Source organism: Gluconobacter sp. P5H9_a, assembly GCF_018812085.1.
In the GTDB taxonomy this organism is placed as follows: domain Bacteria; phylum Pseudomonadota; class Alphaproteobacteria; order Acetobacterales; family Acetobacteraceae; genus Gluconobacter.
Genome location: NZ_JACRVW010000003.1, coordinates 208,032 through 226,803, shown reverse-complemented (window position 1 = coordinate 226,803; position 18,772 = coordinate 208,032). Strand labels below are relative to the sequence as shown.

Genomic DNA, 18,772 nt, shown 5'->3' with positions numbered 1-18,772 from the left:
GGGATTTTCATCCCGCCCTTTTTTATGCCCTCATCCGGCGAAGGATACAGCGCTCAGAGAGCGTGTAGCCCGGCAACGCCAGCCAGAATGGCCAGAACAGCAAGTACCAGGAAGATGATGAAAAACAGCTTGGCAATACCAGCGGTTGCTGCGGAGATGCCCGAAAAGCCGAACACACCGGCAATGATAGAAATAATGAAGAAAACGATAGCATAATGCAGCATGGGACATGATCCTTGAATTATAGGTCGTGGTCATGTCGTAACGTCATGTGCCTCAGGAAGGTTTCTTTCCTGAAAAAAGACTACGTCCTAACAACAGACCGCTGACAAAAGCGGAAAGCAGCAAGAAAAATGGCTGATCCACCATCAGATCCGCCACCACGGCCCGACTTTCTCTTACAAATGAGCAAATATTTTTCTTTGCGCCGGTACAATCCACAAGACGTTCAGCTCCCTCCTGCAACGACGGCACACTCTCATCCAGATATGAAGCCAGATCAGCATCCATAATTTTTAACTCCGAGATCATTCCATCAAGAACATACAAAAACAGGGGCAGTTCGATAACGAACCACCCCTCTTCTTTTACAACTTAACAACGAAGGTGTGACTGAGGGGCCTTAGTGCCCGACAGTCGTGCTCACTTCGCCGCGCGCTGCAGCTTCTTCCGTATAACGGCGAGCTTCAGGAGAAATCTTGAGAGCCAGCGTCATTCCCGCAGAAGCGAGATAAATTACGGCAAACGTCCAGATCACATAGCTCATGCCCGGACCAAAAACGGCCCCACAGAGCGAAACGATTGCTGGTCCAACCCAGGTAGAAGCACCTGCGCCCAAGCCGAGAATGGAAAGTGCAGCGGCTTTTTCACGTGGGCAGATCTGCGGCATCAGGCCGGAAAGCGGCACGAATGCAGCAACGGTCGCACCATAGAAAATGCCGGCAGCAGCCACGGCCCAGAAATTCCCCGGGTACCAGATCGGCACATAGTAGAACAGCGGGATGGCAATGAAGCCGCCGATGCCACCAAAGACCGATACCACGAAGCGATGGCCCAGAGTGTCAGCAACCATGCCGGAGACAAGGTTGAAAAGAATGTTGCTGAGGAAGATCAGCGACAGCAGATTGAGCCACTGTTCCAGGCTGAAATGCAGCTGATCCACGAAGAACGCTGGCATAATCGCAAGGAATGCATATTCCGAAGACGTGTCGATAATACGGACAATGCCAGCAATCGTCGTCTTAGGCTCACGCCACATGATGCTGAGCGAGCCAAAGAAGATATCCTTGGTCGGCACATGATCAGGCAGCAGACGCTTCTTACCCGTAGGCTCGTGCGTGAACAGCAATGCGACGAGGCCACCGATAATCACCAGACCAAGTGAGCACCAGAACGTCTTGAGTTCACCAAGATATGGGATCGTATAGCGTGCAAACTGGGAGCCAAGTGTCGGCAGGCCCGCAGAGAAAGAGAACCAGAACCATCCAGCAGCCGATCCAAGCATGGCAGCCGGAGTTGCGGCAGCAATCCACACAAGGAAACCGTATGCGAACAGCGGATAGGCAAATCCACGCAGTGCATAAAAGAGAAGAATCATCGGCCCGCTATTCGGACCGAGCCCGAACGTCAGGAAGCAGACTTCCAGAAGAGCCCAAAGGACCAGACCGATCCACATGACCTTCTTGGGGCCCATCAGATCAGAGAGAGGCCCGGAGAACCAGGCGGCAATCATGACCGTGATGCCGTAAAGAGTGAAGAGTTCGTTGACGAACCCTTGGGAGTGGCCGTGGTGCAGCATGTAGGTGTCGAGATATCCGGCTTCAACACCGTCTCCCACCATGAACAGAAGCTGACCAACAAAAGCCCAGAAAAGGGCGCGTGGGATGCCAAGAATTTCCGCTAGTCCGCGTTTAGGTGCGGCTGTTTCGGACATTTTCATGCTCTCCAGGCATAGGCGCGTCACGAACCTGCTTCGACCTCATTGCCGAAACAGATATGGGAGGCGTCGTTGCGGGCCCTACGAGAGTGCTCGGACCCGTTTCTCAAAATTATGCAGGACAGCGAGGCCAACAGATTGTTGACCTTCAGGAAAGAGATACCCTCCCCGCCCTGACGGGCGGGAGAAAACAGCCGGTTAACAAACCAGACGGGAATCGTCCTGCAAGAGATGTGGCAAAACTACACACTCTGCACAGCAATGTGAACCGAAGAATAAAAAAAAGGCCGGTGCACTACTGCACCGGCCTTTCTCTCGTCTCAAAAAGAGAAGCCTCAAGCGGCTTCCTGCTCTTCTGCAACTGGCTTCGGACCGCTGTCCTGGCCCTTGGCATCAACATCGCGCTCTACGAGTTCAATGACTGCCATATCGGCATTGTCGCCGTAGCGTACGCCAGCCTTCAGAACGCGGGAGTAGCCACCGGCACGAGCCTTGTAGCGCTCAGCAACCGTGCTGAAGAGCTTGCTGACAACCGTGTCATCACGCAGCTGAGCGAATGCCTGACGACGAGCGTGCAGGTCACCGCGCTTACCGAGAGTGATCAGCTTCTCAACAACCGGACGAAGTTCTTTCGCCTTCGGCAGAGTCGTCGTGATCTGCTCGTGCTTGATGAGTGCGACGGCCATGTTGCGGAACATGGCAGCGCGGTGAGAAGAGGTGACATTGAGCTTACGCCCGCTCACACCATGACGCATTGCTAGTTTTCCTTACCCTAAGAAGTTCTCAAAACGTCTCATCGAGACGCTTGGCCAGATCCTCGATGTTCTCGGGCGGCCAGGCCGGGACGCTCATGCCGAGCGACAGCCCCATACCGGTGAGAACTTCCTTGATCTCGTTGAGCGATTTACGCCCGAAGTTTGGCGTACGGAGCATTTCCTGTTCGGACTTCTGCACCAGATCGCCAATGTAAACAATGTTGTCGTTCTTGAGGCAGTTGGCGCTACGCACCGAAAGCTCGAGCTCGTCAACCTTGCGAAGAAGATTGCGGTTGAACGGCAGGTCGTCCTGCGGCTCTTCATGCTGGACCGGACGCGGCTCATCAAAGTTGATGAACAGCTGAAGCTGATCCTGAAGAATACGCGCAGCAAGAGCCAGACTGTCTTCCGGCGTTACAGCACCGTTCGTCTCAACCGTCAGCAGCAGTTTATCGTAGTCAGTGACCTGACCAACGCGGGTCTGCTCGACCTTGTAAGACACGCGGCGAACCGGTGAGTAGATTGCATCGATCGGAATCATACCAATCGGAGCATCTTCCGGACGGTTTGCAACAGCAGCAACGTAACCCTTGCCCATGTTGACGGTGAACTCCATTCCGAGCTTCACACCATCATCAAGGGTGCAGATCACAAGATCAGGGTTCATGATTTCAATATCATGCCCGGCCTGAATCTGCCCTGCCTTTACTTCTCCCGGACCAGTCGCCGTGAGAATCATGCGCTTCGGCCCCTCACTGTGCATACGCAGAGCAAGCTGCTTAACGTTCAGGACGATGTCCGTTACGTCTTCACGCACGCCAGGTACAGCAGAGAACTCATGCAGAACGCCATCAATCTGAATGGCAGTTACTGCAGCGCCCTGAAGTGAGGACAGAAGAATACGACGCAGCGCATTACCGAGCGTCATACCGAAACCGCGCTCCAGCGGCTCCGCCACGACTGTGGCGATGCGCGAGGCAACCGGGCCGGGCTCGACTTCAAGCTTCTCCGGCTTGATGAGGGACTGCCAGTTTTTCTGGAGAACCAAGGTCGTGGCCTTTCAAACAACGAAGCCCGCCAACAAAAATTGGCGGCACCTGGCCCGCACAAATCGTGCGGAGGGAGATGCAATCACTACACATGCCGTACATCCTCACGAATGTACGGCATGGCATCACTCAAACGCGACGACGCTTGCGCGGACGGCAGCCATTATGGGGCACCGGCGTCATGTCACGGATGGACGTAATGGTGAAGCCAACAGCCTGCAGCGCACGAAGAGCACTTTCACGCCCCGAACCCGGACCGGACACTTCGATCTCAAGCGTTTCCATACCGTGCTCGCGAGCCTTGCGGCCTGCGTCTTCTGCAGCAACCTGTGCAGCATACGGTGTAGACTTACGCGAGCCCTTGAAGCCCTGTGCGCCCGAGGAGGACCATGCAATTGCATTACCCTGCGCGTCGGAGATCGTGATCATGGTGTTGTTGAACGTGGAAAGCACGTGTGCAACGCCAGAGATAATATTCTTGCGCTCTTTCTTACGAATGCGCGGTGCTGCGGCCTTAGCCATAATAGAGGTCGTCCTAAAAGTTAGCGAGAAGCGTCAGAGTGAAGCAGTCAGGCGCGAATTAGCGCGTGACCTTCTTCTTGCCAGCAATCGCCACTGCCTTACCCTTACGGGTACGTGCATTCGTGTGCGTACGCTGACCGCGGACCGGAAGGCCGCGACGATGACGCAGACCGCGGTAGCAGCCCAGATCCATCAGACGCTTGATGTTCATGGCCGTCTCACGACGCAGATCACCTTCGACGCGGAATTCGCCATCGATCAGCTCACGGATCTTTACGATCTCATCGTCAGACAGTTCGTTAACGCGCTTTGCATCGGGGATACCGAGCTTGCTGCAGATTGCCTGCGCGGTCGACGGGCCAATGCCGTAGACATAGCGCAGGCTGATGACCACCCGCTTGTTGGTCGGAATGTTTACGCCGGCAATACGTGCCACGCCAATTCTCCCATCGACGCGATCAATTGACCGCGTCAGCCTGTTTCATGTCCGGTCGAAACCGGATCGATTGCATCGCAGGCATGTCAGCTCCCAGTCCGATTCCGGAACACAGGCCACCTCTACGCTGCAGATATGTCGAGGGCGCGCAATATACCGGGCACCCCCCTTGAGTCAAATGAGAATGATCACTTCTTCGTGATCATCCTCATTTCTTCAATTTTTTGCGGTCTTTCCGATGAGTGAATCAATCTCTGCACCCACTTCGTCAACGCCCAGCATTCCATCAACATGCTTCAAACGACCAGCCTTCTCATAATAAGGAAGGATTGGTGCAGTCTGACGGCGATAGATATCAAGACGAGATCTCACCACCTCAGGATTGTCATCTGGCCGACGTGTACCATCTTCCGCAGTACGACTGGCAATACGCTCGACAAGCTGATCTTCGGCGACATCCAGAAGAATGACGGCGTCAATCTTCAACCCGTCGGTGCCCAACATGGCATCAAGTGCTTCCGCCTGGCTTTCCGTTCTTGGGAAACCATCCAGAATGAACCCTTGAGCACAATCTGGCTGGGCAATCCGTCCCTGGATCATCTTCACCATTATCGGATCAGGAAGAAACTCCCCTTTCTCCATAATGGCTTTTGCTTCCTTGCCGATTGGCGTTCCCGCAGCAACTTCCGCCCGCAGCATATCTCCAGTCGAGATCTGCTTCAGCCCATAAAGCTGCTCAAGACGTTTTGCCTGCGTCCCCTTACCTGCCCCGGGAGGGCCAAGAAGAATGATATTCATCGACGCTTATTTCCTCCCGAAATGCCATTCCTGGAACCACGGCTACGCTGCTTGCGGATCAGCCCCTGATACTGGTGGGCAACTAGATGAGACTGGACCTGCGTCACGGTATCGATTGTGACCGACACAATAATGATGAGGCTCGTACCGCCAAAATAAAATGGCACGTTGTACTTGCTGATCAAAATCTGCGGCAGGAGACAGACAACAACCAGATACAGAGCGCCGATTGTGGTCAGCCTCGAGAGAATCCGATCGAAATATGACGCGGTGCTTGCTCCCGGACGAATACCCGGAATAAAGCCGCCCTGCTTACGCAGATTTTCAGCCGTTTCTTCAGGATTGAATGTCACAGCAGCGTAGAAGTACGAGAAAAACAGAATCATTGCGGCATAGAACAGCATATAAAGAGGCTGTCCCTGACCAAGCTGCTGCCCAAGAACGGAAAGCCAGCCCGGCATATTATGCCCGTTCATGAATCCTGAAATCGTCACAGGAATCAGCAATACGGAAGAAGCAAAAAKGGGAGGGATTACACCCGCCGTGTTTACCTTCAGCGGCATATGCGTGGAATCACCGCCGAACATGCGATTGCCAATCTGACGCTTCGGATACTGGATCACAACACGACGCTGTGCCTGCTCCATGAAGACGATAAAGGCAATGACAGCGATCGCCATAACCAGAAAGATCATCACGAAAATCGGAGACAATGCCCCGGTGCGGCCCAGTTCAAAAAGGCTGGCCAGCGCATGAGGCAAATTGGCGACAATGCCCGCGAAGATAATCAGTGAAATACCGTTACCGACACCCCGTGATGTGATCTGCTCGCCAAGCCACATCAAGAACATAGTGCCACCGACCAGCGTCACGACACACGACGCGAGGAAGAAGGCACCCGGCATCACCACAGCGCTTGCGCCATGAGACGTCATGTTCTCCAAACCAACAGCGATACCGTATGCTTGGAAAAGCGCAATAAAAACAGTGAGGTAGCGGGTGTACTGGTTAAGCTTTTTACGCCCCGCCTCACCTTCCTTCTTCATTGCTTCCATGGATGGAAGAGCTGTCGAAAGAAGCTGAATGATAATCGAAGCACTAATGTACGGCATGATGTTCAGGGCGAACACAGTCATGCGTCCGAGAGCACCACCCGTAAACATGTCGAACATGCCCAGAATGCCACCCTGATGCTGTGCCAGCAGCTGACCCATCACTGTCGCATCAACACCAGGAACAGGAATGTATGTTCCAAGCCGATAAACGATAAGGGCCAGAAGCGTAAACCAGATACGCTTCTTGAGTTCAGTCGCCTTGGCAAAGGAACTCATATTGAGATTGGCGGCGAGCTGCTCTGCTGCGGAAGCCATCCACCTGTCCTTTCATGAAAACAGCGTCGCCGCACATCTGCACGGGACGCTGTTCACTATCTAACCATACCCCAGATAAATCTGGGAGAGGAAAGCTCAGGCTTCAGCCTGAACTTCCTTCTTCGGTGCGAGCACCTTAACGGAGCCGCCGGCCTTCTCGACGGCAGCAAGAGCTGCCGCAGAAGCACCGTCAACTTCGATGGTCACGCCATGCGAAAGTTCACCCTTCGCAAGAAGACGAACACCATGGGTCTTGCCGTTGACAAGCCCAGCAGCGCGCAGCGTTGCTTCTGTGACAGGAGCCGACTTATCCAGCTTACCTGCTTCGATAGCCTTCGAAATCGCGCCAAGGTTCACCGGAGCATATTCCTTGCGGAAGATGTTCACAAAGCCACGCTTAGGCATACGGCGATACAGCGGAAGCTGACCACCTTCAAACCCGTTCAGCGAGACGCCTTCACGAGCCTTCTGACCCTTAACACCACGTCCGGAGGTCTTACCCTTACCGGAACCAATGCCACGTCCTAGGCGCTTCTTGCGATAACGAGAGCCCTCGTTATCGCGCAATTCGTTGAGGTTCATTTCAACCCTCCACCTGGATGAGGTGGGCAACCTTGCGGATCATCCCACGCACAGCCGGAGTATCTTCCAGCGTACGGGTGGAACCGATACCGCGCAGACCAAGACCAACAATGGTCTCAGCCTGGCCCGGTTTGCGACCAATAACAGAAGCGATCTGCTTTACCTGAACGGTCTTACCGTTTTCAGACATTTGCAGTCTCCTCAGTCTGAGCCTGCTCGCGCTTACCGAAAAGCTCAGCGGCCTTCTTGCCACGACGCGAAGCGACGTTGCGAGGGCTGCTTGCCTTTTCAAGAGCAGCGAACGTAGCCTTGATCATGTTGTGCGGGTTACGCGTTCCAAGGCTCTTAGCGACAACGTCGTTAACACCTAGGCTCTCGAAAACCGCACGCATCGGACCACCAGCGATGATACCCGTACCAGCTTCCGCTGCACGAACAACCACCTTGCCAGCACCATAATGGCCAGACGTATCATGATGAAGGGTACGACCCTCCTTCATTGGTACGCGAATCATCGTGCGCTTAGCGCGCTCAGTAGCCTTACGAATGGCTTCCGGCACTTCACGAGCTTTACCCGCACCGTAACCAACACGTCCCTTCTGATCGCCAACGACAACCAGCGCTGCGAAAGCAAAGCGACGGCCACCCTTAACAACCTTGGCAACACGATTGATGGTTACGAGCTTGTCGACCAGATCGTCGCCCTGCTCGCGCTCACGACCACCACGGCCGCCTTCTCTTGGCTCACGTGCCATGTGTGATCCTCCTTAGAACGAGAGTCCGCCCTCACGGGCAGCCTCTGCCAGGGCCTTGACCCGGCCATGATAGACATAAGCGCCGCGATCAAACACGACGGCCGTCACGCCAGCTGCCAAGCCACGTTCCGCGATCAGCTTGCCGATCGCCGAAGCTGCGTCCACGTTAGCACCGGTGTTGCCATTGTCGCGAAGCTCTTTTTCCAGCGTAGACGCGCTGGCAAGAGTACGACCCTGTGCATCGTCGATGATCTGGGCGTGAATGTGCTTGCTGGAACGGAAGACCGACAAACGCGGCCGGCCGCCGCTCTTGCGACGAAGCTGGAAACGCAGCCGCTGACGGCGACGTTCCTGCAATCCTTGCTGCGATGCCATTACTTCTTCTTACCTTCCTTGCGACGCAGAACTTCCGTGTCATAACGAACGCCCTTGCCCTTGTATGGCTCAGGCTTGCGGAAGCTGCGAATATCGAGAGCGACCTGACCAACGCGCTGCTTGTCGTTGCCTTCAACAACAATAGCGGTCGGACGCGGCGTGGTGATCTTGATACCGGCCGGAATCGGATAAACGACATCGTGCGAGAAGCCGAGGTTCATCACCAGATTGGATCCCTGAACAGCGGCACGGAAACCCGTACCCTGGATTTCAAGACCCTTGGTGAAACCAACAGACACACCCTTGACCATATTTGCGATCAGAGCGCGGGTCGTTCCCCACATCGTCCAGTTTTCACGCGAACGACGACCAATCGGAGCAACTGCAACCGAGTTATCTTCGATCGTCACGTCCACATGACGAGAGACCGGAAAGCTCAGTTCACCAAGCTTACCTTTAGCCGTGAAGACACCATTGGCAACTGCGACCTGCACACCTGCCGGAACTTCTACGGGATATTTACCTACGCGAGACATGCGACCCTCCTCAGAAGACGCGGCAGAGAACCTCGCCGCCAACATTGGCAGCGCGGGCCTCGACGTCCGAAAGGACGCCACGCGGGGTGGACAGGATCGACACACCAAGGCCGGCATAAACGCGCGGAAGTTCCTTGATCTTCGAATAGACACGACGACCAGGCTTGGAGACCCTATGGATTTCCTTAATGACCGGCTGCCCTTCAACGTATTTCAGCTCAATACGGAGCTGCGATACGCCCTTGCGGACTTCTTCCGTGGAAAAACCACGGATGTAACCTTCACGCTTCAGAGCCTCAAGCACGTTCGTGCGAAGCTTGGAAGCGGGCGCAACGCAGGCAGCATGACGAGCACGCTGAGCATTACGGATCCGGGTAAGCATATCACCCAGTGGATCAGACAACGACATTCGATCTATCCCTTACCAGCTCGACTTGACCATGCCAGGAATCTGGCCGGCGGACGCAAGATCACGCAGAGCGATACGGCAAAGCTCGAACTTACGGTAGTTAGCACGGGGACGACCGGTCAGCTTGCAACGAAGACGGACGCGCGTTGCGGATCCGTTACGTGGCATCTGTGCCAGCTTAAGAGTCGCTTCAAATCGGTCTTCAACCGAAAGGGAACGATCCTTGATGATGTTTTTAAGAGCGGTCCGCTTTTCCTTATCGCGCTTTGCAAGAGCTGCGCGATGGTTATTACGGTTAACCGCTGAGATCTTCGCCATCTCGAATTTTCTCCCGGAACCTGTCAGGCCTATCCCGACGGTTTTCCAATCTGCGTGTCTATAAAGGAAAGCGGCCTTCCAATGGAAGGCCGAATCCTTATTTTTAGTCGCGATCGGTCTGAAAAATTACCTGATCAACCTGCGAACGGCAGATCGAAGGCCTTCAGCAGAGCCTTTGCTTCGGCATCGGTCTTTGCAGTGGTCACGAAGATGATGTCCATACCGCGAACGGCATCGATCTTGTCATATTCGATTTCCGGGAAAACAATCTGTTCCTTGATGCCCATGGCGAAGTTGCCACGACCATCAAAACCCTTGTTTGCCGGAAGACCACGGAAATCACGAATGCGAGGCATTGCGATCGTCACGAGACGGTCGAGGAACTCATACATACGCTGACGACGCAGAGTAACCTTACAACCGATCGGAAGACCTTCACGGATCTTGAAGCCAGCAATAGCCTTGCGTGCCAGCGTCTTAACCGGCTTTTGACCGGAAATCGCTGCCATTTCAGCAACTGCTGCATCCAGCTTCTTCTGGTCGCCAGCAGCTTCGCCAACGCCCATGTTCAGCACGATCTTCTCGAGCTTAGGAACCTGCATTGGGTTTGCGTAGCCGAACTGCTCAAGAAGCTGCTTACGAAGAATTTCTTCGTAGCGCTGCTGCATACGCGGCAAAGCGGTGTTGTTATCGCTCATTTTTGCGTTCCTCAGCCTTCGATCACTTCGCCGGTTGCCTTAGCAACACGAACCTTGCGACCGTCTTCAAGAACCCGAAAACCAACGCGTGTCGGCTTACCGCTCTTGGGATCAACCAGCTTCAGGTTGGACAGATGGATCGGCATTTCCTGCTCGATAATACCACCTTCGCCACCTGCGCGGTTGGGCTTCGTGTGACGCTTAGCGATAGCTACGCCGCGAACGACAGCTTTCTCAGCCTTTGGCATCACTGAAAGGACTTCGCCACGAACACCCCGGGACTTGCCGGAAAGAACGAGGACCTGATCGCCTTTTTTAATACGTGCAGCCATTACAGCACCTCCGGCGCCAGGGAGATAATCTTCATGAACTTGCGAGCACGCAGTTCACGAACGACCGGGCCAAAGATACGCGTGCCAATCGGCTCCTGCTGCTTGTTAATCAGCACAGCAGCATTCTTGTCAAAACGGATCGCAGATCCGTCTGCACGACGTACCGGATAAGACGTACGAACGATAACGGCCTGATGGACGTCACCCTTCTTCACCTTACCGCGGGGAATGGCTTCCTTAACGGATACGACAATGATGTCGCCGACCGAGGCAGTCTTCCGCTTGGAGCCGCCCAGCACCTTGATGCACTGCACCCGACGCGCACCGGAATTATCGGCGACGTCAAGGTTGGTCTCGGGATGAATCATGTGCCTACCCCCTTATGCGCTGACGGAAGAGGAAGCCGAAGCCATGTCCTCTCCGTTGCGTGCGACGACAGACCAAGTCTTGCGCTTGGAAATCGGTGCGCATTCTTCAATGCGAACCAGATCGCCAATTTGGCAGACGTTGGCTTCATCATGAGCCGCATACTTTTTGGAGCGGCGGATGAATTTCTTATAGAGCGGGTGCATGATACGACGATCAACAAGAACGGTAACCGTCTTGTCCATCTTGTCGCTCGTTACTCGCCCTGTCAGGACGCGCCTTGGCATCGTCCGTCTCCTCTCAGGACTTTGCGGCGGACGTTTGGGCGCCCGCACGGTTCTTCGATTGATGAGCCAGTGTCTTGATGCGCGCGACAGCACGGCGCACGACCTTAACACGGCTTGTGTTTTCCGACTGCCCAGTGGCAGCCGCAAAACGGTGATTGATCTGTTCACGCTTCAGATCGATGAGCAGAGCGTTCAGCTCGTCCTCGCTCTTCGCGCGCAGATCTGTAGGCTTGTACGTGTCGGCCATCTTACGCGTCTCCGATACGCTGAACGAACTTGGTCTTGATCGGAAGCTTTGCAGCTCCCAGGCTCAGTGCCAAGCGAGCGACTTCCGGCGGAACGCCTTCGATCTCAAACAGGATACGACCTGGCTTGACACGAGCTGCCCAGTACTCTGGGGAACCCTTGCCCGAGCCCATACGCACTTCTGCAGGCTTTGTCGAGACCGGAAGGTCAGGAAAAATACGAATCCAGACGCGACCGGCACGCTTCATCGCACGAGTAATAGCACGACGGGACGCTTCGATCTGACGGGCCGTGATCCGCTCTGGCTCAAGAGCCTTCAGACCATATGCACCGAAGTTTAGCTGCGTTCCGCTTTTCGCCAGGCCGTGGATACGGCCCTTGTGAGCTTTACGAAACTTTGTCCGCTTTGGGGAAAGCATGTTGTTAAATCCTCAATCAGCACCAGCAATGGAACTGTAGGCTTTCGCCTACAATTCAACGTTGCGGAGCCTGCTCCGCGGCACGACGGTCTTGTGCCAGGGGGTCATGAGCCAGGATCTCACCCTTGAAGATCCAGACCTTCACACCGCAGGTTCCATAAGTCGTCTTGGCCGTCGCCGTGCCATAGTCGATATCAGCGCGGAGCGTATGCAACGGCACACGTCCCTCACGATACTTCTCGTCACGTGCGATTTCGGCACCACCTAGACGTCCGCTGCAAGTAATACGGATGCCCTGGGCGCCCAGACGCATTGCAGACTGGATTGCGCGCTTCATGGCGCGGCGGAAAGCAACGCGACGCTCAAGCTGCTGAGCAATGTTCTCAGCAACCAGAGTTGCGTCGATTTCCGGCTTACGGATCTCAACGATGTTCAGCGCTACGTCGGTCTTCGCCATACGGCTCAGTTCCTTACGCAGTGCATCAATGTCCTGACCCTTCTTACCGATCACCACACCCGGACGGGCAGCGTAGATCGTTACGCGGGGCTTCTTTGCCGGACGCTCGATAACAACACGAGAGACGCCAGCACCAGACAGCTTACGACGCAGGAATGCACGCAGCTTAAGGTCTTCATGAAGAAGACGTGCATAGTCTGCACCTGCGTACCAGCGGCTATCCCAGGTACGGTTAACACCGAGCCGAAGCCCGATTGGATTGACCTTATGTCCCATGGATCAAGCTGCCTTCTGCTCTTCGCTGGTTTCCGATGCTTCTGCAGCTTCGGCCACAACAATCTTCAGGTGGCTGAAGAACTTTTCAACGCGAGCCGAACGACCACGGCCACGAGCGTGAAAACGCTTCATGACGATAGACTTGCCGACTTCAGCCGTCTTCACAACCAGACGATCAACGTCCAGCTGATGATTGTTCTCAGCGTTGGCCACGGCGCTCTCAAGAGTCTTCTTAACCTGCTGCGCGATACGACGACGCGAGAAGGTCAGAGCGGCAATAGCCTTGTCAGCTGGCTGGTTACGGATCATTGCCGCAACCAGATTCAGCTTACGCGGGCTAACACGGATATTACGCGTAATTGCTTGCGCTTCCGTATCAGCAAGCGTGCGGATGTGCTTCGGCTTGCTCATTTTCAGCCCCGCTTCGACTTCTTGTCAGAGCCATGACCGGTGTAGGTCCGTGTCGGTGAGAATTCACCGAACTTGTGACCGACCATGTTCTCCGTGACCTGCACAGGCAGGAACTTGTGACCATTATAGACGCCGAACGTAAGCCCGACGAACTGCGGCAGAATCGTGGAACGACGTGACCAGATCTTGATCACTTCGTTACGACCAGAAGCACGAGCTGCTTCTGCTTTGCCGAACAGATACCCGTCAACGAACGGGCCCTTCCAGACGGAACGTGCCATCTCTGTTTGCCCCCTCTTACTTGCCGGACTTACGGCGACGGATGATCAAGCTATCCGTCTTTTTGTTAACACGCGTCTTGTAACCCTTCGTCGGAACGCCCCAAGGCGTAACCGGATGACGGCCACCAGAGGTACGACCTTCACCACCACCATGTGGGTGATCGACCGGGTTCATGACAACGCCACGGTTGTGCGGACGACGTCCGAGCCAACGGGAACGTCCAGCTTTACCCATGTGCTGGTTCATGTTGTCTGGGTTAGAGACAGCACCAACCGTTGCCATGCATTCGCCGCGAACAAGACGTAGTTCACCAGACTGAAGCTTGATCTGGGCGTAGCCCGCATCTTTACCGACGAGCTGAGCATACGTTCCAGCGGAACGTGCCATCTTGCCGCCAGCACCTGGCTTCAGTTCAATATTGTGAACAATCGTACCAACCGGCATAGCACCGAGAGACATCGCATTGCCCGGCTTCACGTCCGTATGGGCGCCAGAGATGACGCGATCGCCAACCTTGATGCGCTGCGGAGCCAGAATGTAAGCGAGCTCGCCGTCATCGTACTTGATGAGTGCGATAAATGCCGTACGATTTGGATCGTACTCAAGGCGTTCAATCGTTGCACCCACATCGAACTTACGACGCTTGAAATCGACGTAACGATAGGACTGCTTGTGCCCGCCGCCACGGAACCGAACTGTCGTACGGCCGTGGTTATTACGACCGCCAGACTTGTTCTTACCTTCCGTCAGCTGCTTGACCGGCTTGCCCTTCCAGAGCTCGCTACGATCAATCAGCACGGTGCCGCGTGTGCTCGGCGTCGTGGGATTAAAGTGCTTTAGTGCCATGGTTATTACCCCGCGTCAGCCCAGCTTCGCTGTAAGGTCAATGGATTGACCTTCTGCAAGCTGTACATACGCCTTCTTAATGTCAGAGCGGCGACCAGGACGACCCTTGACGCGCTTCGTCTTACCCTTCTGGACCAGCGTGTTCACGCCAGAAACCTTAACGTTGAAGAGCTTTTCGACAGCGGCCTTGATCTGCGGCTTGGTTGCAGTCGTGGAGACCTTGAAAACAACCTGATTACGCTCCGAAAGAAGCGTAGCCTTTTCCGTGATCAGCGGCGAACGGACCACATCGTAAAGAGCTTCCTGAGACATGTTCTCAGCTGTCTTACGTGCGTTCATGACGATAGAGATGGTCATGCCAGACGCTCCTTAAGACCCTCAAGACCCGCACGGGTAATAACCAGTACATCGTGGTTGAGGATGTCATAGACGTTCGCGCCGATGGTCGGCAGGACGTCAATCTTCGGCAGGTTCGCAACCGCACGAGCAAACTGCTCATCAACCGCACCATCCACGATCAACGCGGAGGACCAGCCGAGAACCTTGAGCTTAGCAGCAGCTTCACGGGTCTTGCTCACGCCATTGGCGGTATCGAGCACAACCAGCTTGCCAGCAGCAGCCTTCTGCGACAGCGCAGAAATCAGGCCGAGACGACGAACCTTCTTCGGCAGATCGTATCCGTGGTCACGGACAACCGGACCATGAACAACGCCACCCGTACGGAACTGCGGCGCACGCAGCGAGCCCTGACGTGCAGAACCGGTGCCCTTCTGGCGGAACGGCTTCTTCGTCGTACCAGAAACTTCACCCATGCCTTTGGTGCGATGCGTACCAGCGCGGCGCTTAGCCAGCTGCCAGTGAACAACTCGCGCCATGATGTCGGCACGCGGAGAAACCGCGAAAATCTCTTCTGGAAGCGCGACTGAGCCAGCGCTGCCATTATCGAGGGTCTTGATATCGTATTCCATGCCCCTCGTCCTCAACCGGCGGCCGCTACGACTGCAGCCGGGTACGGCGCATCGGCGTGGCGAGCCTTCTTGATTGCATCGCGAATCAGCACAAGGCTATTCTTCGCACCAGGAATCGCACCCCTGACCATAATCAGGTTACGCTCTTCATCCACGGCTGCCACTTCCAGGTTCAGCGTTGTAACACGCTCGTCACCCATATGACCTGCCATCTTCTTGCCCTTGAAGACCTTGCCAGGATCCTGGCGCTGGCCCGTAGAACCATGAGAACGGTGGCTAATGGAAACGCCGTGAGAGGCTTCAAGGCCAGCGAAGTTATGACGCTTCATAACACCCGCAAAACCTTTACCCTTACTCTGGCCCGTGACATCAACTTTCTGCCCAACCACGAAATGGTTAGCGGAGAGCTTTGCGCCGGCCTCAAGCAGAGCATCTTCCGCAACGCGGAACTCTACGAGGTGCTTCTTCGGCTCAACCTTGGTACGGGCAAAGTGGCCACGATTTGCCTTGGTGACATTCTTCACCTTGGCATTACCAAGACCGAGCTGAACGGCTGTATAGCCATCACGCTCATTCGTGCGGGTATCCACAACCTGAACTTCGTCAAGGTGCAGAACCGTCACAGGCACATGAGTGCCGTCTTCTTTAAACAGCCGGGTCATCCCCAGCTTTTTTGCAATCAATCCGGTACGCATCGTCTGGACCTTAGAGTTTGATCTCGACATCAACGCCAGCGGCGAGGTCGAGCTTCATGAGGGCGTCCACGGTCTGCGGTGTCGGCTCGACAATGTCGAGCAGCCGGCGGTGAGTCCGAATTTCGAACTGCTCGCGGCTTTTCTTATCCACGTGTGGCGAACGGTTCACCGTGAAACGTTCGATATGCGTCGGCAGCGGGATCGGACCCCGAACCCGCGCACCCGTACGCTTCGCCGTGTTTACGATCTCTTTGGTGCTGTTGTCCAGCACTCGATGATCGTACGCCTTAAGGCGAATGCGGATGTTCTGGTTGTCCATAGTCTTAATTCGTCCAACTCAAAAATTCGGGTCTCGTCCTACTGCCATTGCATCTGAAAGGGAACCCCGGCCAGAAATAAATCTGGCCGGGGCTTCCATATCAACGGCGAAACGCAGGACTTAGGCGCTGATTGAAGAAACCACGCCTGCACCCACGGTGCGGCCACCTTCGCGAATTGCGAAGCGGAGGCCTTCGTCCATGGCGATCGGAGCAATCAGCTCGACATCCATGGCTACGTTATCACCCGGCATGACCATTTCCGTGCCTTCCGGCAGCGTCACGACGCCCGTGACGTCGGTCGTACGGAAATAGAACTGCGGGCGGTAGTTCGTGAAGAACGGCGTATGACGGCCACCTTCTTCCTTCGTGAGGATGTAAGCCTCAGCCTTGAACGTCTTGTGCGGCGTAATGGAGCCTGGCTTTGCAAGAACCTGACCACGCTCAACGTCTTCACGCTTCGTACCGCGAACCAGTGCACCGATGTTGTCACCGGCTTCACCACGATCGAGAAGCTTACGGAACATCTCAACACCCGTAACGGTTGTCTTGATGGTATCCTTCAGACCAACGATCTCAACTTCGTCGCCGACGTTCACAACGCCACGCTCAACACGACCCGTGACAACCGTACCACGACCCGAGATCGAGAACACGTCTTCGATCGGCATCAGGAACGGACGGTCAACCGGACGCTCAGGCTGCGGAATGTAGGTGTCTACAGCTTCCATCAGCTCAAGAACGCGATCTTCACCAATGGTGGCGTCACCATCTTCAAGGGTCACAAGAGCAGAACCCTTGACGATGGGGATATCGTCGCCTGGGAACTGGTAGGAAGACAGAAGCTCACGAACTTCCATTTCCACGAGCTCGAGCAGCTCAGCGTCGTCAACCTGGTCAACCTTGTTCAGGAACACAACCAGAGCAGGAACACCAACCTGACGAGCAAGCAGGATGTGCTCACGCGTCTGCGGCATTGGACCGTCAGCAGCGGACACAACCAGGATCGCGCCGTCCATCTGAGCGGCACCGGTGATCATGTTCTTGACGTAGTCAGCATGGCCCGGGCAATCGACGTGAGCGTAGTGACGGTTCTTCGTCTCATACTCAACGTGAGCCGTGGAGATTGTGATACCACGAGCGCGCTCTTCAGGAGCCTTGTCGATCTGGTCGTATGCACTGAACGTTGCACCACCGGACTTTGCCAGCACCTTTGTGATTGCAGCAGTCAGCGAGGTCTTGCCGTGATCGACGTGACCAATCGTTCCAATGTTGCAGTGCGGCTTGTTCCGCTCGAATTTAGCCTTTGCCATCGTCTTTCTCCAAAACCCTGCCTTCCACGAGGCAGAGAATAAGACTGAAAGTTCATCCAGTCAGTATCTGTTAGATTCCCAGATACTGCCGGAAGCCCTTTAGCGGGTTCTGATTACCAGCGATAGTGACTGAATGCCTTGTTAGCTTCAGCCATACGGTGGGTGTCTTCGCGCTTCTTTACAGCAGCGCCACGATTGTTAACCGCGTCCATCAGTTCGTTGGACAAGCGCTCCTGCATCGTGTTCTCACCGCGCTTGCGGGAGGCATCGATCAACCACCGGATCGCCAGAGCCTGACGGCGCTCAGTGCGCACTTCGACAGGCACCTGATAGGTAGCACCACCAACACGACGTGAACGGACTTCAACAGCCGGCTTCACGTTGTCCAGAGCCGAGTGGAACATAGCCACCGGGTCAGCAGTTGCACCACCACGGTGACGCAGAACCTCGAGAGCACCGTAAACGATGCCTTCGGCGGTGGATTTCTTTCCATCATACATCAGCGCATTCATGAAGCGCGTAATGACGATGTCTCCGAACTTTGGATCGGGAAGGATCTCACGCTTTACAGCGCGGTGACGGCGACTCATTCCAAATACCTCTTACTTCGGACGCTTCGCGCCATACAGCGAACGACGCTGACGACGCTTAGCGATGCCCTGCGTGTCAAGCACGCCTCGCAGGATGTGATAACGCACACCAGGAAGATCCTTCACTCGCCCACCACGGATAAGAACAACACTGTGTTCCTGAAGGTTATGACCTTCACCCGGAATGTAGCTTACGACCTCGTACCCGTTGGTCAGACGCACCTTGGCGACCTTACGCAGAGCGGAGTTCGGCTTCTTTGGCGTTACCGTGTACACGCGCGTGCATACACCACGCTTCTGGGGGCATCCCTGTAGTGCAGGGACCTTATTCCGCTTTGCGGCCGGCTCACGGCCGTTCGCGATCAACTGGTTGATGGTCGGCATGCGCCCTTCCCAATCCTTGTCCTATTCCGGACAGAAAGCACCAG

At 55.2% G+C, this 18,772-nt stretch carries 33 protein-coding genes; all 33 read right to left on the bottom strand.

From position 1 onward, the window contains the following. Positions 1 to 53: 53 nt before the first annotated feature. The 33 genes from KP708_RS05335 to rpsL all read right to left on the bottom strand — a co-directional run bounded on the left by KP708_RS05335 (position 54) and on the right by rpsL (position 18,728). Complete coding sequence (locus KP708_RS05335) at positions 54 to 224, bottom strand: DUF1328 domain-containing protein (RefSeq protein WP_007282750.1); 171 nt, start codon at positions 222 to 224, stop codon at positions 54 to 56. 52 nt (positions 225 to 276) lie between these two features. Next, positions 277 to 510 carry a hypothetical protein gene (locus tag KP708_RS05330; RefSeq protein WP_215750711.1) on the bottom strand — a complete coding sequence of 78 codons (234 nt, stop codon included), beginning with the start codon at positions 508 to 510 and terminating at the stop codon, positions 277 to 279. A 112-nt stretch (positions 511 to 622) separates the two neighbouring features. After that, positions 623 to 1,939, bottom strand: coding sequence for an MFS transporter (locus KP708_RS05325; RefSeq protein ID WP_215750710.1), 1,317 nt, complete (start codon positions 1,937 to 1,939; stop codon positions 623 to 625). 332 nt (positions 1,940 to 2,271) lie between these two features. Continuing rightward, entirely contained in the window at positions 2,272 to 2,691 is a 420-nt protein-coding gene (rplQ, locus tag KP708_RS05320) for a 50S ribosomal protein L17 (RefSeq protein WP_046901194.1), read from the bottom strand. A gap of 28 nt (positions 2,692 to 2,719) precedes the next feature. Further along, entirely contained in the window at positions 2,720 to 3,739 is a 1,020-nt protein-coding gene (locus tag KP708_RS05315) for a DNA-directed RNA polymerase subunit alpha (RefSeq protein ID WP_202207710.1), read from the bottom strand. 130 nt (positions 3,740 to 3,869) lie between these two features. Beyond that, the gene (rpsK, locus tag KP708_RS05310; RefSeq protein ID WP_007282744.1) at positions 3,870 to 4,262 is read right to left on the bottom strand and encodes a 30S ribosomal protein S11; all 393 of its coding nucleotides are present in this window, start codon (positions 4,260 to 4,262) and stop codon (positions 3,870 to 3,872) included. Positions 4,263 to 4,320: 58 nt separating this feature from the next. Next, the gene (gene rpsM, locus KP708_RS05305) at positions 4,321 to 4,698 is read right to left on the bottom strand and encodes a 30S ribosomal protein S13 (protein ID WP_202207711.1); all 378 of its coding nucleotides are present in this window, start codon (positions 4,696 to 4,698) and stop codon (positions 4,321 to 4,323) included. Between the two features lie 216 nt (positions 4,699 to 4,914). Further along, positions 4,915 to 5,496, bottom strand: a complete 582-nt coding sequence (locus KP708_RS05300; protein WP_215750709.1) for an adenylate kinase — start codon at positions 5,494 to 5,496, stop codon at positions 4,915 to 4,917. Continuing rightward, positions 5,493 to 6,866: a preprotein translocase subunit SecY gene (gene secY, locus KP708_RS05295; protein ID WP_215757156.1), complete on the bottom strand. Its 1,374-nt coding sequence runs from the start codon at positions 6,864 to 6,866 to the stop codon at positions 5,493 to 5,495. The genes KP708_RS05300 and secY overlap by 4 nt, the downstream gene beginning before the upstream one ends. Positions 6,867 to 6,962: 96 nt before the next feature. Beyond that, on the bottom strand, positions 6,963 to 7,448 hold the full coding sequence (gene rplO / locus KP708_RS05290; protein ID WP_046901189.1) for a 50S ribosomal protein L15: 486 nt from the start codon (positions 7,446 to 7,448) through the stop codon (positions 6,963 to 6,965). Between the two features lies 1 nt (position 7,449). Next, positions 7,450 to 7,638: a 50S ribosomal protein L30 gene (gene rpmD, locus KP708_RS05285; protein WP_203547652.1), complete on the bottom strand. Its 189-nt coding sequence runs from the start codon at positions 7,636 to 7,638 to the stop codon at positions 7,450 to 7,452. Then, positions 7,631 to 8,203, bottom strand: coding sequence for a 30S ribosomal protein S5 (rpsE, locus tag KP708_RS05280; protein ID WP_046901187.1), 573 nt, complete (start codon positions 8,201 to 8,203; stop codon positions 7,631 to 7,633). The genes rpmD and rpsE overlap by 8 nt, the downstream gene beginning before the upstream one ends. 12 nt (positions 8,204 to 8,215) lie before the next feature. Further along, entirely contained in the window at positions 8,216 to 8,578 is a 363-nt protein-coding gene (gene rplR, locus KP708_RS05275; RefSeq protein ID WP_046901186.1) for a 50S ribosomal protein L18, read from the bottom strand. After that, a complete protein-coding gene (rplF, locus tag KP708_RS05270) occupies positions 8,578 to 9,114 on the bottom strand; it encodes a 50S ribosomal protein L6 (RefSeq protein ID WP_215750707.1) in 537 nt (178 codons plus the stop codon). The genes rplR and rplF overlap by 1 nt, the downstream gene beginning before the upstream one ends. A gap of 10 nt (positions 9,115 to 9,124) precedes the next feature. Then, on the bottom strand, positions 9,125 to 9,523 hold the full coding sequence (gene rpsH / locus KP708_RS05265) for a 30S ribosomal protein S8 (protein WP_010502111.1): 399 nt from the start codon (positions 9,521 to 9,523) through the stop codon (positions 9,125 to 9,127). A gap of 12 nt (positions 9,524 to 9,535) precedes the next feature. Beyond that, positions 9,536 to 9,841: a 30S ribosomal protein S14 gene (rpsN, locus tag KP708_RS05260; RefSeq protein WP_007282734.1), complete on the bottom strand. Its 306-nt coding sequence runs from the start codon at positions 9,839 to 9,841 to the stop codon at positions 9,536 to 9,538. A 134-nt stretch (positions 9,842 to 9,975) separates the two neighbouring features. Next, positions 9,976 to 10,539 (bottom strand): 50S ribosomal protein L5, encoded by a 564-nt coding sequence (gene rplE, locus KP708_RS05255; RefSeq protein WP_046901184.1) that lies wholly within the window; start codon positions 10,537 to 10,539, stop codon positions 9,976 to 9,978. Between the two features lie 11 nt (positions 10,540 to 10,550). Then, positions 10,551 to 10,871, bottom strand: coding sequence for a 50S ribosomal protein L24 (gene rplX, locus KP708_RS05250; protein ID WP_046901183.1), 321 nt, complete (start codon positions 10,869 to 10,871; stop codon positions 10,551 to 10,553). After that, a complete protein-coding gene (gene rplN, locus KP708_RS05245) occupies positions 10,871 to 11,239 on the bottom strand; it encodes a 50S ribosomal protein L14 (RefSeq protein ID WP_007282731.1) in 369 nt (122 codons plus the stop codon). The genes rplX and rplN overlap by 1 nt, the downstream gene beginning before the upstream one ends. A 12-nt stretch (positions 11,240 to 11,251) precedes the next feature. Then, positions 11,252 to 11,524 carry a 30S ribosomal protein S17 gene (gene rpsQ, locus KP708_RS05240; RefSeq protein ID WP_010502113.1) on the bottom strand — a complete coding sequence of 91 codons (273 nt, stop codon included), beginning with the start codon at positions 11,522 to 11,524 and terminating at the stop codon, positions 11,252 to 11,254. A 13-nt stretch (positions 11,525 to 11,537) separates the two neighbouring features. Continuing rightward, on the bottom strand, positions 11,538 to 11,771 hold the full coding sequence (rpmC, locus tag KP708_RS05235; protein WP_252347459.1) for a 50S ribosomal protein L29: 234 nt from the start codon (positions 11,769 to 11,771) through the stop codon (positions 11,538 to 11,540). A 1-nt stretch (position 11,772) separates the two neighbouring features. After that, positions 11,773 to 12,189, bottom strand: coding sequence for a 50S ribosomal protein L16 (gene rplP, locus KP708_RS05230; protein WP_007282728.1), 417 nt, complete (start codon positions 12,187 to 12,189; stop codon positions 11,773 to 11,775). Positions 12,190 to 12,244: 55 nt separating this feature from the next. Continuing rightward, positions 12,245 to 12,922: a 30S ribosomal protein S3 gene (rpsC, locus tag KP708_RS05225; protein ID WP_046901182.1), complete on the bottom strand. Its 678-nt coding sequence runs from the start codon at positions 12,920 to 12,922 to the stop codon at positions 12,245 to 12,247. 3 nt (positions 12,923 to 12,925) lie between these two features. Continuing rightward, positions 12,926 to 13,333, bottom strand: coding sequence for a 50S ribosomal protein L22 (rplV, locus tag KP708_RS05220; RefSeq protein ID WP_046901181.1), 408 nt, complete (start codon positions 13,331 to 13,333; stop codon positions 12,926 to 12,928). Between the two features lie 2 nt (positions 13,334 to 13,335). Further along, entirely contained in the window at positions 13,336 to 13,614 is a 279-nt protein-coding gene (gene rpsS / locus KP708_RS05215; protein ID WP_007282725.1) for a 30S ribosomal protein S19, read from the bottom strand. Positions 13,615 to 13,630: 16 nt separating this feature from the next. Then, the gene (gene rplB, locus KP708_RS05210; protein ID WP_046901180.1) at positions 13,631 to 14,461 is read right to left on the bottom strand and encodes a 50S ribosomal protein L2; all 831 of its coding nucleotides are present in this window, start codon (positions 14,459 to 14,461) and stop codon (positions 13,631 to 13,633) included. A gap of 15 nt (positions 14,462 to 14,476) precedes the next feature. Continuing rightward, the gene (locus tag KP708_RS05205; RefSeq protein ID WP_174694852.1) at positions 14,477 to 14,773 is read right to left on the bottom strand and encodes a 50S ribosomal protein L23; all 297 of its coding nucleotides are present in this window, start codon (positions 14,771 to 14,773) and stop codon (positions 14,477 to 14,479) included. A gap of 41 nt (positions 14,774 to 14,814) precedes the next feature. After that, positions 14,815 to 15,429 carry a 50S ribosomal protein L4 gene (gene rplD, locus KP708_RS05200; RefSeq protein ID WP_046901178.1) on the bottom strand — a complete coding sequence of 205 codons (615 nt, stop codon included), beginning with the start codon at positions 15,427 to 15,429 and terminating at the stop codon, positions 14,815 to 14,817. An 11-nt stretch (positions 15,430 to 15,440) separates the two neighbouring features. After that, positions 15,441 to 16,124, bottom strand: a complete 684-nt coding sequence (gene rplC / locus KP708_RS05195) for a 50S ribosomal protein L3 (RefSeq protein WP_046901177.1) — start codon at positions 16,122 to 16,124, stop codon at positions 15,441 to 15,443. A 10-nt stretch (positions 16,125 to 16,134) separates the two neighbouring features. Continuing rightward, positions 16,135 to 16,443, bottom strand: a complete 309-nt coding sequence (rpsJ, locus tag KP708_RS05190; RefSeq protein WP_007282720.1) for a 30S ribosomal protein S10 — start codon at positions 16,441 to 16,443, stop codon at positions 16,135 to 16,137. A 120-nt stretch (positions 16,444 to 16,563) separates the two neighbouring features. Then, positions 16,564 to 17,754, bottom strand: coding sequence for an elongation factor Tu (gene tuf, locus KP708_RS05185; protein ID WP_202207715.1), 1,191 nt, complete (start codon positions 17,752 to 17,754; stop codon positions 16,564 to 16,566). A 113-nt stretch (positions 17,755 to 17,867) separates the two neighbouring features. Beyond that, positions 17,868 to 18,344 carry a 30S ribosomal protein S7 gene (gene rpsG, locus KP708_RS05180; protein WP_046901175.1) on the bottom strand — a complete coding sequence of 159 codons (477 nt, stop codon included), beginning with the start codon at positions 18,342 to 18,344 and terminating at the stop codon, positions 17,868 to 17,870. Positions 18,345 to 18,356: 12 nt separating this feature from the next. Further along, a complete protein-coding gene (gene rpsL, locus KP708_RS05175) occupies positions 18,357 to 18,728 on the bottom strand; it encodes a 30S ribosomal protein S12 (RefSeq protein ID WP_010502158.1) in 372 nt (123 codons plus the stop codon). Positions 18,729 to 18,772 lie beyond the last annotated feature (44 nt).

What these genes read in the sequence shown, in the direction of transcription:
- rpsG (WP_046901175.1), bottom strand. Translation starts at nt 18,344, where the DNA reads ATGAGTCGCCGTCACCGCGCTGTAAAGCGTGAGATCCTTCCCGATCCA.
- rplE (WP_046901184.1), bottom strand. Translation starts at nt 10,539, where the DNA reads ATGAGCGATAACAACACCGCTTTGCCGCGTATGCAGCAGCGCTACGAA.
- rplV (WP_046901181.1), bottom strand. Translation starts at nt 13,333, where the DNA reads ATGAGCAAGCCGAAGCACATCCGCACGCTTGCTGATACGGAAGCGCAA.
- rplX (WP_046901183.1), bottom strand. Translation starts at nt 10,871, where the DNA reads ATGGCTGCACGTATTAAAAAAGGCGATCAGGTCCTCGTTCTTTCCGGC.
- KP708_RS05205 (WP_174694852.1), bottom strand. Translation starts at nt 14,773, where the DNA reads ATGTCTCAGGAAGCTCTTTACGATGTGGTCCGTTCGCCGCTGATCACG.
- rplD (WP_046901178.1), bottom strand. Translation starts at nt 15,429, where the DNA reads ATGGAATACGATATCAAGACCCTCGATAATGGCAGCGCTGGCTCAGTC.
- rpsE (WP_046901187.1), bottom strand. Translation starts at nt 8,203, where the DNA reads ATGGCACGTGAGCCAAGAGAAGGCGGCCGTGGTGGTCGTGAGCGCGAG.
- rpsJ (WP_007282720.1), bottom strand. Translation starts at nt 16,443, where the DNA reads ATGGACAACCAGAACATCCGCATTCGCCTTAAGGCGTACGATCATCGA.
- rpsC (WP_046901182.1), bottom strand. Translation starts at nt 12,922, where the DNA reads ATGGGACATAAGGTCAATCCAATCGGGCTTCGGCTCGGTGTTAACCGT.
- KP708_RS05335 (WP_007282750.1), bottom strand. Translation starts at nt 224, where the DNA reads ATGCTGCATTATGCTATCGTTTTCTTCATTATTTCTATCATTGCCGGT.
- rplQ (WP_046901194.1), bottom strand. Translation starts at nt 2,691, where the DNA reads ATGCGTCATGGTGTGAGCGGGCGTAAGCTCAATGTCACCTCTTCTCAC.
- rpsQ (WP_010502113.1), bottom strand. Translation starts at nt 11,524, where the DNA reads ATGCCAAGGCGCGTCCTGACAGGGCGAGTAACGAGCGACAAGATGGAC.
- rpsK (WP_007282744.1), bottom strand. Translation starts at nt 4,262, where the DNA reads ATGGCTAAGGCCGCAGCACCGCGCATTCGTAAGAAAGAGCGCAAGAAT.
- rplO (WP_046901189.1), bottom strand. Translation starts at nt 7,448, where the DNA reads ATGAACCTCAACGAATTGCGCGATAACGAGGGCTCTCGTTATCGCAAG.
- rpsN (WP_007282734.1), bottom strand. Translation starts at nt 9,841, where the DNA reads ATGGCGAAGATCTCAGCGGTTAACCGTAATAACCATCGCGCAGCTCTT.
- KP708_RS05325 (WP_215750710.1), bottom strand. Translation starts at nt 1,939, where the DNA reads ATGAAAATGTCCGAAACAGCCGCACCTAAACGCGGACTAGCGGAAATT.
- rplC (WP_046901177.1), bottom strand. Translation starts at nt 16,124, where the DNA reads ATGCGTACCGGATTGATTGCAAAAAAGCTGGGGATGACCCGGCTGTTT.
- rpsH (WP_010502111.1), bottom strand. Translation starts at nt 9,523, where the DNA reads ATGTCGTTGTCTGATCCACTGGGTGATATGCTTACCCGGATCCGTAAT.
- rpmC (WP_252347459.1), bottom strand. Translation starts at nt 11,771, where the DNA reads ATGGCCGACACGTACAAGCCTACAGATCTGCGCGCGAAGAGCGAGGAC.
- rpsS (WP_007282725.1), bottom strand. Translation starts at nt 13,614, where the DNA reads ATGGCACGTTCCGTCTGGAAGGGCCCGTTCGTTGACGGGTATCTGTTC.
- rplR (WP_046901186.1), bottom strand. Translation starts at nt 8,578, where the DNA reads ATGGCATCGCAGCAAGGATTGCAGGAACGTCGCCGTCAGCGGCTGCGT.
- KP708_RS05330 (WP_215750711.1), bottom strand. Translation starts at nt 510, where the DNA reads ATGGATGCTGATCTGGCTTCATATCTGGATGAGAGTGTGCCGTCGTTG.
- tuf (WP_202207715.1), bottom strand. Translation starts at nt 17,754, where the DNA reads ATGGCAAAGGCTAAATTCGAGCGGAACAAGCCGCACTGCAACATTGGA.
- rpmD (WP_203547652.1), bottom strand. Translation starts at nt 7,638, where the DNA reads ATGTCTGAAAACGGTAAGACCGTTCAGGTAAAGCAGATCGCTTCTGTT.
- rpsL (WP_010502158.1), bottom strand. Translation starts at nt 18,728, where the DNA reads ATGCCGACCATCAACCAGTTGATCGCGAACGGCCGTGAGCCGGCCGCA.
- rplP (WP_007282728.1), bottom strand. Translation starts at nt 12,189, where the DNA reads ATGCTTTCCCCAAAGCGGACAAAGTTTCGTAAAGCTCACAAGGGCCGT.
- rplN (WP_007282731.1), bottom strand. Translation starts at nt 11,239, where the DNA reads ATGATTCATCCCGAGACCAACCTTGACGTCGCCGATAATTCCGGTGCG.
- rplB (WP_046901180.1), bottom strand. Translation starts at nt 14,461, where the DNA reads ATGGCACTAAAGCACTTTAATCCCACGACGCCGAGCACACGCGGCACC.
- rplF (WP_215750707.1), bottom strand. Translation starts at nt 9,114, where the DNA reads ATGTCTCGCGTAGGTAAATATCCCGTAGAAGTTCCGGCAGGTGTGCAG.
- KP708_RS05300 (WP_215750709.1), bottom strand. Translation starts at nt 5,496, where the DNA reads ATGAATATCATTCTTCTTGGCCCTCCCGGGGCAGGTAAGGGGACGCAG.